The 13,361-nt window shown below is 43.8% G+C and carries 7 protein-coding genes and 1 rRNA gene; 1 reads left to right on the forward strand and 7 read right to left on the reverse strand.

All coding sequences use genetic code 11. From position 1 onward, the window contains the following. The 5 genes from IFO66_RS22040 to IFO66_RS22060 form a co-directional block, all read right to left on the reverse strand. Positions 1-100, reverse strand: a 16S ribosomal RNA gene (locus IFO66_RS22040); the annotation flags it as partial. A 360-nt stretch (positions 101-460) separates the two neighbouring features. After that, a complete protein-coding gene (locus tag IFO66_RS22045; RefSeq protein ID WP_192027194.1) occupies positions 461-2,920 on the reverse strand; it encodes a glycoside hydrolase family 31 protein in 2,460 nt (819 codons plus the stop codon). A 284-nt stretch (positions 2,921-3,204) separates the two neighbouring features. Further along, positions 3,205-4,047, reverse strand: a complete 843-nt coding sequence (locus IFO66_RS22050; RefSeq protein ID WP_225445982.1) for a sugar ABC transporter permease — start codon at positions 4,045-4,047, stop codon at positions 3,205-3,207. Continuing rightward, positions 4,044-5,381 (reverse strand): carbohydrate ABC transporter permease, encoded by a 1,338-nt coding sequence (locus IFO66_RS22055; protein WP_225445983.1) that lies wholly within the window; start codon positions 5,379-5,381, stop codon positions 4,044-4,046. Before IFO66_RS22055 ends, IFO66_RS22050 begins: the two co-directional genes overlap by 4 nt. A 106-nt stretch (positions 5,382-5,487) precedes the next feature. Beyond that, on the reverse strand, positions 5,488-6,771 hold the full coding sequence (locus IFO66_RS22060) for a sugar ABC transporter substrate-binding protein (RefSeq protein ID WP_192027195.1): 1,284 nt from the start codon (positions 6,769-6,771) through the stop codon (positions 5,488-5,490). Between the two features lie 602 nt (positions 6,772-7,373). Here IFO66_RS22060 and IFO66_RS22065 point away from each other — a divergent pair. Beyond that, positions 7,374-8,417, forward strand: coding sequence for a LacI family DNA-binding transcriptional regulator (locus IFO66_RS22065; RefSeq protein WP_192027196.1), 1,044 nt, complete (start codon positions 7,374-7,376; stop codon positions 8,415-8,417). A 162-nt stretch (positions 8,418-8,579) separates the two neighbouring features. Here the strand turns inward: IFO66_RS22065 and ligA are convergent, their stop codons facing one another. Both ligA and pcrA read right to left on the reverse strand, forming a co-directional pair. Continuing rightward, positions 8,580-10,643, reverse strand: a complete 2,064-nt coding sequence (gene ligA, locus IFO66_RS22070) for an NAD-dependent DNA ligase LigA (protein ID WP_225445984.1) — start codon at positions 10,641-10,643, stop codon at positions 8,580-8,582. Positions 10,644-10,901: 258 nt separating this feature from the next. After that, positions 10,902-13,352 (reverse strand): DNA helicase PcrA, encoded by a 2,451-nt coding sequence (gene pcrA / locus IFO66_RS22075; protein ID WP_192027197.1) that lies wholly within the window; start codon positions 13,350-13,352, stop codon positions 10,902-10,904. Positions 13,353-13,361: the final 9 nt, after the last annotated feature.

Genomic DNA, 13,361 nt, shown 5'->3' on the forward strand with positions numbered 1-13,361 from the left:
CCCAGACACTTTCCGAAGAAAGTGTAAGAGTCCGCTCGACTTGCATGTATTAGGCACGCCGCCAGCGTTCGTCCTGAGCCAGGATCAAACTCTCCATAAAAGTGTTTGACTTGCTCATTTGTATTGCTGACGAGAATTAATTCTCATTGCTTTGTCATTTGTTCAGTTTTCAAGGAACTTGAAACATTCAACATTTCGTGTCGAACATTTATATATGTTATCAGAAACTAATTTGTCTGTCAATTCTTTTTTCGACTCTTTTCAACAACATTTTGTTTGCTTCGTTGTTTTCGTTTTGCCGTCGAACTGACAAGAAATAATTTATCATGAATACAACTTTGTTGCAACTAATAAAATATTCCATTTTAAAAAAGCTCTTCTCTCACTCTAATTAAAAGAAAATAGAGACCGCTACAACTTCTCACGAAGAGTAGAACGGTCTCTATACAGATTGAATATACTATTTAAGAACAACTACTGCATCTAATAGAGAAGCACTGTCTTGGCACTTCACAACTAGCTCTTTGTTACCTTCATTCCAGTACCAACCGTTAGCAGCTTGATTCAAAGCTTCCTCAGATAATTGCTCACCAGCACCTTTTACTTCTACAGGAGCTTCTGCAAGACCAATTACACGAACACTTACATGGGAACGCTTCGCTTCAAAGCCTTGATGCTTATAATTCATTTGGATGCGAACGCTATCTGCACCTTGTTCAACTTCAGTGCTTACGATATTGTACGCACCCTCTTCATATTTATAAGTCAAACCGTCATCTTCATACCAGTTCAAGTTGAAGCTACCTGCCTCACCTTTCAAGTATACGCATGCCGTTACGCTTGTATCTTCAATAGCTTCAGCAGCAAACTGACGTAAAGACTCTTCCATACGAACGGATCCTGCACGTACATACAATGGCATTTTCTCAATTGGTGCATGTGCATGAATATGGCGCCCACCTTCTAGACGCTCACGAGTCCACTCGTCATACCACTCACCTTCTGGCAAGTAAACAGAACGCCATTCTGTGCTTGGACGATAGATAGGTGCTACAAGAACTGAGTCACCCACTAGGAACTGGTCACACAAGTTGAACGTTTCTGGATCATTTGGGTATTCAAGCACAAGTGGTCTCATAATCGGAAGACCTGTTTGAGACGCTTCATGGAACCAGTGATACAAGTAAGGCATCCAGCGATAACGAAGTGAAATATATTCACGTTGGATGTTCTCGTATTTATCACCAAAGGACCAAGGCTCTTGGCGAACCATATCGATCGCGGAATGATTTCGTGCGAATGGGAAGAATACGCCCATTTGCGTCCAACGAGTCAACAATTCTCCACTTGTATGGTGTGCAAACCCGCCGATATCTGGACCTGAGAACGGTACACCAGACATACCAAGGTTGAGCACCATTGGCATAGCCATGGACATATGTTCCCAGAAGCTGCGATTGTCGCCTGTCCATACAGCCGCATAACGTTGAATACCGCTATAACCAGCACGAGTCAATACGAACGGACGCTTGCCGTCCAGTTCTTTTTTCAACCCTTCGTATGTTGCTTGGGACATGTTCATACCATAAAGGTTATGGATTTCACCATGCGTCTTGCGATTGCCGTCGTTGCCATGGATAATTTCTGTATCCATTGTCTTCGTTTCGTTGAAGATAGCCGGCTCGTTCATGTCATTCCAAATGCCTTCGATACCAAGCTCTGTGTAGAAGCTTTGCTTCTCTCCCCACCAGTCGCGTACACGCTCTTCTGTGAAATCAGGGAACGCACTTTCTTCTGGCCATACTTTACCGATGTATAGTTGACCTTCAGCATATTTACAGAAGTAGTTGTTATCGATTCCTTCCATATATGCTGGATATTTAGCGTCACGCTTCACGCCTGGATCAACGATCGGAACGATATGGAAGCCCATCTCTTTAAGCTCAGCCATCATACCAGCTGGATCTGGGTAACGCTCTTCATCAAATGTAAACACGCGATAGCCTGTCATGTAATGAATATCAAGATGGATAACATCACATGGAATTTGCTTTTCACGGAAGGAACGAGCTAGATTCATAACTTCCTCGCGGTTCATGTAGCTATAGCGAGATTGGTGGTAGCCCAAGGACCATTTTGGCGGCAATGGCATACGACCTGTCATATCTGTATATTGACGGATAACTTCTTTTAAGTCCGGTCCTGCATAGACGTACATATCCATATCGCCAGTGCGAGTTTGGATCATGAATGCATCGTCATGAACACGCATATCGAATACGGTGCGACCTGGATTATCAAGGAATACGCCATAAGCTTGACCTTGACGCAATACAGCCATCATTGGGATGGACTGATACAATTCTTCCATTTCAGGTACGTGTGGTGCGTATACGTCTGTATTCCACATTGTATAGCGCTCGCCACGTTTATCAAGGAAGCCTGTTTTTTCACCAAGACCGTATAGACGATCTTCGGACTCCATCGTAAGTTGAGCTGTGAAATCACCTTGATGCTCAGCATGACGAAGCAGACTGCGCATTGCAAATAGCTTGCGGCCATTTTGCATCACGTCAAATGTTCCATTTTGACGATCGATATTCATCGTAAGTTCGCCATAAGTAACGAGTACCGTCGTTTCTGTAACACTATGTTTTAGTTGTTTCGCAGAAAGCGTTCCATCTTCTTGACGGTTGATCATTGCTGCAGATGTGCGCCAGTCTGGTTTGTTACCGTAAAATACTTTCCATTGCATAACTTGCTCATTGATTGCTTTTACAGCTAGGTTAAATCGTTCTCCCCACAAAATGAGTGCTTCACCTTGTACTTCAACTCGTGTAACACGTCCTAGCGTAAGGCCGCTTTTCGTTTCTTGTTGACCTTTTGCATCTGGATGTATCGCTTCACTTGTATCCAACATGGTTGAGGCCTCCTTTCTCTCTATACCGAATCTATTCGTTTTTTTGTTCATGCAGTTACATATAATATCGTTATCGTTGCTTGCTATAATCATGAGTACCTCAGTACCCCCGATCGCTGCTGCAGCCGAATGTTTGAGAGCAGTTCTTTGTGATAACATTCGACTGCGAGCGATCATTGTCGTAACTTTTAAATGGGTAATACTGTTCAATCGAGTACAGCCCGTTTTTTTGCTAGGTTACTACTAAATCGTATTTAAGTTTCTTCTTATATGAAGAAATGAATTTACCCTTTGCTCGCCCCAGCCGTCAAACCTTCCACTAAGAAGCGTTGTAGGAACAAGAACAAGAGTGTAATCGGAACTGCGATCAAGACGGAACCTGCCGCGAACATCGTAAAGCTACTTGATGAGTTGTTCGCCACCATATCCCATAGTCCAACTGCAAGTGTCCAGTTCTCTTTTGTACGTAGTACCATTCTCGCAAAGATAAAGTCCACCCAAGAACCAGCGAATGTCGTAAGTGCTACATATGTGATCATTGGCTTCGACAATGGAAGCATAATTCTTGTGAAAATGGTAAAGTGAGAAGCCCCATCAATGCGAGCAGCCTCTTCCAAACTTTTCGGAATTGTATCGAAGAAACCTTTTACAAGGAATGCACCTAATGGCGCACCCGCTGAATAAACCAAGATTAGAGCCCAATGTGAATCTAACAAATCAAGTTGAAGCAGTAAAATGTAAACCGCGATCATAGCCATGAAGCCTGGGAACATGCCCAATACAAGAATTGTGGACATCAATGTCTTACGCCCGCGGAAACGGAAACGAGACAACGCATATGCTGTACAAATAACAAGTACCAAAGCAATTAACGTATTAAATACCGCTATCTTCAACGTATTCACGTACCATTGGCCGTACATGTATTGACTCGATGTAAATAAGTTAATGTAGTGCTCAAACGTCGGATTCGATGGAATCAATGTATCACTATAGATGGACGTACCAGGTCGAATCGAAGACATGAGTATCCATAACGTCGGATAAAATACCGTAAGAGCTATTAGTCCTAGCAAAATGTAGCTTAATGTTAGGCGAATAATAGACTGTTTCTTTTTCCCAATCATTGGATCATATCCTCCTCTCGGAACGAACGTGTACGTCTGTAATTCCAAATCGATAGAGATGCGACGATAATAAAGATGATAATACCGATTGCAGCAGCCATACTGTACTTGTGATTATCAAGTGTCAGCTTATAGAGCCATGTAACGAGCAAATCTGTACTTCCCGCATACTGATAGTCACCATTTGCCGGATTACCGCCAGTCATCAAGAAGATAACGTTAAAGTTATTAATGTTACCTGCGAATTGCATAATGAGAATCGGTGCTGTTGAGTACAATACCATTGGCATTGTGATTGCACGGAATTTCTGCCAAGCGCTTGCTCCGTCAACATCAGCCGCTTCATAAAGGTCTTTCGGAATCGTCGTCAATACGCCTAGAACTAGCACCATGGATACTGGAATACCTACCCATGTATTAACCATAAGTACCGTTACTTTTGCCCAGAATGGATCAGACAGCCACGGCACTTTGCCAAGGCCGAAGTAGGACAAGTATTGATTAATCGGTCCGAACTCACCATTAAACATGTTACGCATAATCAAGAACGATACCATTTGTGGGATCGCATATGGAATGATGAAGATTGTACGCCACATTGTTTTGAACTTAATACCTGCTTGCTGAATAAGAAGTGCAACGAGAATACCACCGAAGTAACAACTTACTGTCGCGATAATCGCCCAAATAATTGTCCACGTAAGAACACCGTAGAAAGTTTCACTCCACGTACCAAGTGTCAACAAGTCAGTGAAGTTCTTGAAGCCCACCCAGTCGACAAGGTTTGCAGGTGGAATGTGCTTAGGTGCAGAGTAGTTCGTAAATGCCAACATAATCATAAAGACGATTGGCATGATCGTGAAGAACAACACACCTGTAGCCGGTAAAGCAAGTAGCAGCTGTGCGAATTTGTTCTCCCCTACATACTGCAAGCTTTGAATGAAATTGTTTTCTTGATCGCCACGTTCGATCGTTTGTCTAACACGATACGCATCGCGTACTACGGCAACAAACATCCATATAAACAACAAGAAGACAATTATCGTAATTAGACCTTCGATAATCAAGAAGATAGAGTGATCTCCTTGAACCATTTGATACATTTTCCCAACTTTAACTCTTCCAGTAGGTGTTTCTCCTAGCGTAACTATCCCCCACACTGCTTGTGGCAATGCTGGAATCAGATACAACAACATCATTATCTCTGTAGCGAGCAGCAGCGCGCCTTTGACAAACTGGCGATTATAAAATTGCCCTAAGCCCCACACTAATGCGGACATAACAGCCGCTTGTGTAGCCTTGCTGGCTGGTGCTTGCTTCATTGTAGTATCCATTAGGCGTCTCTCCTTTCCTATATGCCCCTCTGCACAAACCGATCATGTTTATGAGGAGAGGGAAAAGCCCAGAGAAACCTGTTCTGTTCTCCGGGCTTCCCTTCTATTATTGACCGATAGCGTCTGTGATTTGCTTAGTAGCACCGTCGAGAGCCTGCTTCGGATCTTTACCTTTATTTAATACATCACTGAATGCCGCTGCCATCGGGCTCCATACACTGTTCATTTCAGGAATAGCTGGCATCAAGTAAGAGTTTTTGAACTGTTCCAAAATTGCAGATGTAATTGGATCATTTGCTACTTTAGGATCAGCTGCTGCTTCGATGTTAGCTGGTACCGTACCCGTCATTTCGAACTCTTTCAATTGCGCTTCTTTTGTAGATGCGAATTGAGCATACAACTTAGCTGCGTTCGGGTATTTCGTGTAAGCATTTACGTACCAAGCTTTCACACCAGAGAACGACTTAGATGGCTTGCCTTGAATGGATGGGATTGGTGCAGCACCAAAGTCCATACCGGATTTTTTCAAATCACCGATTACCCAAGGACCATCAACACTCATTGCCAATTGTCCGTTTGTGAACAAGCCTTTTTTGATATCGAACGTTACGTCAGATGTTTTCAAAGGCAATACTTGTTTAACAAAGTCTTGTTGGAACTTCAAACCACTTACAGCACCTTCGTTGTTCAGACCAAGATCAGTAGCGTCTGTATCGTTTTGACCGAAGATGTATCCGCCAGTTGATGCGATCCAGAAGAAGTCGAAGTAGAAGTTACCCATTTCCCACATGAATGTATATTGTTTCTTTGCCGAATCATTCATCGTCTTGGAAAGCTCGATTACTTCTTCCATTGTTTTAGGAGCTCCGTCTGGTAGAAGCTTTTTGTTGTAAAACATTAAGTATGTTTCAATCGAACGCGGATAACCGTAAAGAATTCCATCATAAGATGAAGCGTTTACAGATAGCTCCGAGTTATTTTTGCGAATTTCTTCTTCATGGAAGTCATTTGGCATAATAAGACCCGCTGTAACTACACGACCCAAGTTGTCATGTGGGAACATAAGAACGTCCGCACCGATACCCGCTGGACCGTCAGTCGTCAATTTGTTCGCTGTATCTCCACCGGATACTTCTTCAAACTTAACAGGGATACCATATTTGTCAGTGAACTCTTTATTGATTGCTTCAACGAATGGGCGAGCTTCTTTACTCTCCCAAACAACCAAGCTTGCATCCTCTTCAGGCTTCAATTCACCAGTCTCAGTAGTAGCCGTCTCCGTAGTTGGCTGAGTAGGAGCTGGCGTAGATGACTTGCCCCCCAAAGAACATGCCGACAAAGTAAATACCATCATTGCAGATAACAACAGAGAAACCCATTTCTTTTTCATGTGTAGAAACTCCCTTCGTTCTGTATGCTGTGGTTATTATTTCTGGCTTCCCTTCCAACGTATGTAGTGAAGGAGTAAGCCCCTTGCTTGAAGAGGGCGTTCAACTAGTCCTCTTGCGAGCTCGTTCGTAAAACGTGCGGTACGATCGTTCTTTGGTCTTCGTAGCTTGTGCACCACGACTATAACTCAATTTTGAGTTATCGGTATCTTGTCAGCCGGATATGATTTGTACATAACCTACATATACTTAGACTATGCATGCTGTGCGTAAGATTACCGCTAAATGAATTCATCTAGGAGCAAACCGCCCTGAAGATCCCCTCTCCGATTAGTAATGTTGCTTTACTACACGAGATCTTTTACTGGCAAATCAATTTTATGCAAACCTTTGCACAATGTTTTTTAAAAATAACCGCCTTTACTTGAAAGAGATTGTAAGCGGTTACTGTGTAATTAGTATACATCGGATTTTTTTTCTTGTAAATCGTTTGCATAAACTTTTTTTTTGACTATACTTGATGATGAATATTTAAAAACTCTTTAACGAGGAACCTCCAACAGGTATACTCAGAACATATTGCTTCGAAATGAGGATCCAACCTATGGCTATTACTATTGTAGATGTAGCACTTAAGGCCGGCGTTTCACCCTCTACCGTATCTCGCGTCATTTCTAACGACTCGCGAATCAGTCAGAAGACAAGTAAAAAAGTTAGAAAAATTATGGAGGAGCTAGGCTATCATCCAAATATGATGGCTAAAAGCCTTGTAACAAAAACAACTCATAATCTTGGTATCATTTTGCCTCGCCCTGCGGAAGAGCTGTTCCGCAACCAATTCTTCTCGGAAATTATTCGCGGTATCGTTACGAAAGCTGCTTCAAGTGGCTACGATGTGTTGATGACTACCGGTATTAATGCTGATGAAGAAGAAGCCGCAGTTCGTCGACTTGTACAAGGACGTGTAGTTGACGGTATCATCATGCTGTCTTCTCGCCAAGATGAGCACATCATCTCTTTTCTTAAAGATAGAAAGTTCCCATTCGTGCTTGTTGGCCGTAGTGAGCATCACGCTGATATTATCTCTGTCGATAATGATAATGTGGCAGCAGCTTATGACGTTACCAAGAAACTGCTGGAGCAAGGTCATGAACGTATTGCATTTATGAGTGGACCTGCAAACTTGACGGTATCGAAAGACCGTTTTAGTGGATACCATAAGGCACTGCTCGAAGCGGGGCTACCACTACGGAATGAGTACATTTGTGAGGCTGGCTTCACTGCTGAATCTGCTTCGCAAGCGGCGATGGATTTAATGAATTTGAACAATCGTCCGACTGCTATTATTACGATCGACGATGTTGTAGCATTCGGTGTCATTCGTACATTATGGAATAACGGAATGTTAGTCCCCGAGCAATGTAGTGTTATTGGCTTTAACAATACGATTATGTCAGAAATGTGCCTCCCCCCTATTGCTAGTGTAGATATCGGCATCTATCAGATGGGAATGTCGGCTGCACATACACTCATTTCAACTGTAAAAGGCGAAGGATACGGCCAAGCACGCATTATTGTACCGCATCAATTAATTTGGCGTGAGTCCGTCTCGGTACCAGGTGCATCAAATGTGAAGACAAGCGGTTAAAACGGTTAAAGATTGAATCGTGACAACCCCTATACTCTTTGCAGTTAATCTTTGTTGTACCACACATACGTATGTCGGAAACCAGTTACACATGAATATCACTTTGGTATGAATAAAGGCCCAATGGCTGCATTGTCGGATGCATCCATTGGGCCTTTAACATTATTGACCTAGCGCTTCGTTTAACAATTCGATGAGCTCATTTTCGTCGGTGATGACAGGGATACCGAGCTGTTCTGCCTTGGCGAGTTTGCTTCCCGCTTTTTCCCCTGCAATGACGAGATCCGTCTTCTTCGAGACACTACCCGTAACCTTCGCACCGCATGCCTCCAGCTTTGCGGTAGCATCATCACGTGTGAGCTGATAAAGGGTACCCGTGAGAACGACCGTCTTGCCGTAGAAGAAGGAGTCGGTACTGATGGCTACTTTCTCTTCTTCTGCTGCAACTTGTGGTACTACTCCATAATCAAGCATTCGTTCGATGCTGCTTCGCTGCAAAGGATCTTGGAAAAATCCTGCGATGCTATCAGCAACGATGGAACCAACGTCTGGCAAGTTAACAAGTTCTTCTGGCGTCGCTTGCATGATCGCTTGAAGGCTGCGATAATGTTCGGCCAGTACACGCGTTGTCGTTTTACCCGTATTCGGAATGCCAAGTGCGTTGAGGAACGCTGCTAACTCTCTCGTCTTACTTACTTCGAAAGCTTGCAGTAAATTGTTCGCTTTTTTCTCTCCAAAACGGTTCAAGCCGACTAACTGTTCAAACGTCAGCCCGAATAAGTCAGCTGGGTCACGCACTTCCAGCTCATCATACAACTGCTCCGCTGTCTTCTCGCTAAATGTCTCAATATCCATTGCATCTCGAGATGCAAAGTGAGATAGCCGAGCTACGATTTGTGGCTTACAGCCGAGCTTGTTGTTGCAGAATAGATGAGCTCCGCGCAGCTCTAATTGTGAACCACAAGCAGGACAAGTAGTAGGGAATACGATTACTTCCCCTTCTGGCTCGTCTGGCACTTTACCTAGTATTTCTGGAATAACATCATTCGAACGACGAATAAATACACGAGAACCAAGTGCATGCTTCAAGTTTTTACGTTCAATATCACCGATGTTGTTAAGCGTGCAATTCTGTACCGTTACTCCAGCGAGTTCAACTGCCTCTACACGTGCAAGCGGCGTTACCTTCCCGGTACGGCCTACATTCCAGCTAACCGATTCCAATATGGTAGACGTTTCTTCTGCTTCGAACTTGAAGGCTACTGCCCAGCGTGGGAACTTGTCTGTGTAGCCAAGCACTTCACGTGTGCGCATATCCGTAAGTTTAACAACGGCCCCATCTATTAAGAAATCCAAGCTTGCTCTACGCTCTTGGATACGCAGCAGTTCGACTTTAAGTTCGTCCATGCTAGCGAAGTACTCAGCGTATGGATTCACTTTGAACTTATTGTCTCGTAAAAATTGTAGCATTTCCTTATGATCAGCAAATATTTTACGCTCCGCGTAGCCGATGTTGTAGAAATAAGCAGATAGCTTTCGTGACGCTGTCACCTGCGGATTCAAGTTACGCAGGGCGCCTGCAGCTGCATTACGAGCATTTTTAAGTGGCTCAGCTGCTGTCTCATTGTATGCTTGCAGGACAGACAAGTTCATAATGCCCTCGCCTTGCACCTCAATCGTACCGTCCTTGTACGGGATTGTTAATGGCACAGATTGAATCGTCTTCACCTGAGGCAGGATCGACTCACCCATAACGCCATTGCCTCGTGTAGAAGCTTGGACAAGCTGTCCATCCGTATACGTTAAGTTAAGCGTCAATCCGTCGAACTTCAGCTCGACGACAAACGATGGATCAGGGAGCTGCTTATCTGGATTTTTTGTATTATAATCCGTGATCAGACGAAGTACTCGTTGGTGCCACGCCTCTAAGCTGACCATATCCTGTGCCTTGTCTAGACTCCAAAGTCTAGCTAGATGGCGATGCGGTTCGAAGCCGCTTAACGTCTCACCGCCAACCCGCTGCGTAGGAGAATCAGGCAGAATAGTACCAGACTCTTGTTCTAGAGCAACTAATTCGTCATAAATGCGATCATATTCTTTGTCGCTAACGATCGGATTGTCCAATGTGTAGTAGTGATAGTTGTATTGATTTAATTCCGCAATCAGTTGCTCCATTCGCGTGTGCGCAGGTTCAGACTGCTGCTGGGCTTGTCGCCTTTCGTCCATCTGGGCATGCCCCTTTCATTAAACTTCATTGGGTGAAACATTTATTTGGTTAAGCACTAAAATTAATCAGTAAAAGAATTCGATTATACAACTCTTATAAAGAGTTATTTAACTTTGACATGACAAATCGTATTCTCTGCCTTATTTTTTTGTAGGGCAGATCGTGTTTCCGATCGCTGTGGTAGTCGAATTCTTTGATTTGTATGCATAAGGATAGAATTCGACTACAAAGGCGACCACTTCGTTTCTTCGAACGGACTACACCTTCGTTACTGGGGCAAATGCTGCCAGCAAACGTTTAAGCCCTACTGGTGCTGGGAAGGCAATTTGTAGTTCCGTATCTGTACCCGTACCTTTTACAGATACGATGACGCCCGTTCCCCATTTCGCATGAGAGACCTTGTCACCAGCTACGTATGAGGCATTACCACCACCTGCTTCTCGCGCTTTGTCGAGTGGAGATGTTACCTTAACTTGCGGAGCACTTGGACGAACTCCTTGTCCCGCTCCCATTGAGCCTGGACGGTTCGCTCCACCTGAACCAAAGCCACCAGATCTCGACTGACCTGGTGCAATTCCTCCTCCAGCTCCATAGCCAACCGTACCAGACTGTGATCCACTGTAGCCTAATCCACGTCCACCATAAGCAGAAGCAGTTCCCTGACGACCGTAACGGTCATATTGCCCGTATCGATTGCCTGACGGTGAAACGTCCTCTTTCAAATGCTCTGGTATTTCATCTAAGAAACGAGAAGGCTTATTCGCATTTGTACGCCCAAACAACGTTCGTGTGCGTGCGCAGGTCATAAATAACTGCTTCTCTGCACGTGTAATACCTACATACGCAAGACGTCGCTCTTCCTCCAGCTCATTTTCATCAGTAAAGGTACGGCTGTGTGGGAATACCCCTTCCTCCATACCAATGATAAACACAACTGGGAACTCCAAGCCCTTCGCACTGTGCATGGTCATTAAAATAACGGCATCTTGCGGTTCGTTCTCATCTGCTTTGTCTCCAAGCGTATCGATATCTGCAATTAAAGCAAGATCCGTTAAGAAGGAAACAAGCGACTTATCATCATTACGCTTCTCAAATTCTTGTGTAACAGATAAGAACTCATCAATGTTCTCTAGTCTTGCTTTGGATTCCAATGTATTTTCACGTTGAAGCTCAAGCTTGTACTCAGACAACTCAAGCAACTTCTCTGTTAATTCGGTAACAGACAAGTACTCCAACATGCGGTGCAAGCTATCAATCATCGCATGGAATTCACGTAGCGCGTTCTTTGTCTTTGGCGCAATATCCAGCATGTCCATGTCCGTAATGACTTGCATCATGGAAACGCCTCTTGATGTAGCTGCTTCAGAAATCTTAGCCAATGTCGTCGCACCTATACCACGTTTAGGTACGTTAATGATGCGATCCAAGTCAATATCACTGTCTGGATTCGAAACAAGCTTCAAATAAGCAAGCAAATCTTTAATCTCTTTACGGTCGTAGAACTTGATCCCGCCAACGATTTGATAGGGTATATCCGACTTGATAAGAATTTCCTCGATTACACGGGACTGTGCATTCGTACGATAAAGAATAGCGTGGTTGTCATAGGACATACCACTCATCTGATTTTTCTTAATCTCAGCCGTAACAAAATAACCTTCGTCATGCTCTGTATCTGCTTGATACAGCTTAATTAGATTACCTTCACCGCTGTCCGTCCACAGCTTCTTCGGCTTACGTCCTGTATTCAGCTTAATGACTTCATTCGCTGCATTAAGAATATTTGCCGTAGAACGATAGTTCTGTTCCAACAGAATAGCCGTTGCGCTTGGATAATCCTCTTCAAAATTCAAAATATTCGTTATATCCGCACCTCGCCACCCATAGATGGACTGATCGCTATCACCAACGACACATATATTTTGATGCTGATCTGCCAGCATGCGGCACAGCATATACTGAGCACGGTTCGTATCTTGATACTCATCGACATGAATGTATTTGAACTTCTTCTGATAATAATCGAGTACTTCTGGTACTTCACGGAATAAATCCGTCGTTTTCATAATGAGATCATCGAAGTCGAGCGCATTGTTAGCTTTAAGTCGCTTCTGATAAGCCTTATACACTTTCGCTACAATGCCTTCGAAATAATCACTTGCTTTCTGCTCGAATCTCCCTGGACCGATCAATTCATTCTTAGCGGAACTCATAACCGCTTGTACAGCCTTCGGGTCAAACTGTTTCGTGTCTATATTTAAATCCTTCATACAGCCACGGATAACTGAAAGCTGATCAGAAGAATCAAGAATCGTAAAGTTGGAATTAAATCCTATCCGCTCAATGTCTTTGCGCAAAATACGTACACACATCGAGTGGAACGTTGACACCCAAATCTCGTGACCTTCTGGTCCAATTAGTTTAGCTACACGCTCCTGCATCTCACGAGCTGCCTTATTCGTAAATGTAAGCGCCAGTATACTCCATGGAGCCGCCTTACGTGTTGCAATTAAATAAGCAATTCGATGCGTCAATACGCGCGTCTTACCTGAACCCGCTCCCGCCATAATAAGAAGTGGTCCTTCTGTCGTCTCAACAGCACGACCCTGCTCAGGGTTCAGTTTCTTAATTGCAGCGTGGATGTCCACACTTAACTGAGGGTTAGGTCGTTTATTATCACTTCCAGATGATTGTAAAAATTCAAACATAATGCCGTT

It is taken from the genome of Paenibacillus arenosi, from assembly GCF_014841135.1.
GTDB lineage: Bacteria > Bacillota > Bacilli > Paenibacillales > Paenibacillaceae > Paenibacillus_B > Paenibacillus_B arenosi.

What these genes read in the sequence shown, in the direction of transcription:
- IFO66_RS22045 (WP_192027194.1), bottom strand. Translation starts at nt 2,920, where the DNA reads ATGTTGGATACAAGTGAAGCGATACATCCAGATGCAAAAGGTCAACAA.
- IFO66_RS22050 (WP_225445982.1), bottom strand. Translation starts at nt 4,047, where the DNA reads ATGATTGGGAAAAAGAAACAGTCTATTATTCGCCTAACATTAAGCTAC.
- IFO66_RS22055 (WP_225445983.1), bottom strand. Translation starts at nt 5,381, where the DNA reads ATGGATACTACAATGAAGCAAGCACCAGCCAGCAAGGCTACACAAGCG.
- IFO66_RS22060 (WP_192027195.1), bottom strand. Translation starts at nt 6,771, where the DNA reads ATGAAAAAGAAATGGGTTTCTCTGTTGTTATCTGCAATGATGGTATTT.
- IFO66_RS22065 (WP_192027196.1), top strand. Translation starts at nt 7,374, where the DNA reads ATGGCTATTACTATTGTAGATGTAGCACTTAAGGCCGGCGTTTCACCC.
- ligA (WP_225445984.1), bottom strand. Translation starts at nt 10,643, where the DNA reads ATGGACGAAAGGCGACAAGCCCAGCAGCAGTCTGAACCTGCGCACACG.
- pcrA (WP_192027197.1), bottom strand. Translation starts at nt 13,352, where the DNA reads ATGTTTGAATTTTTACAATCATCTGGAAGTGATAATAAACGACCTAAC.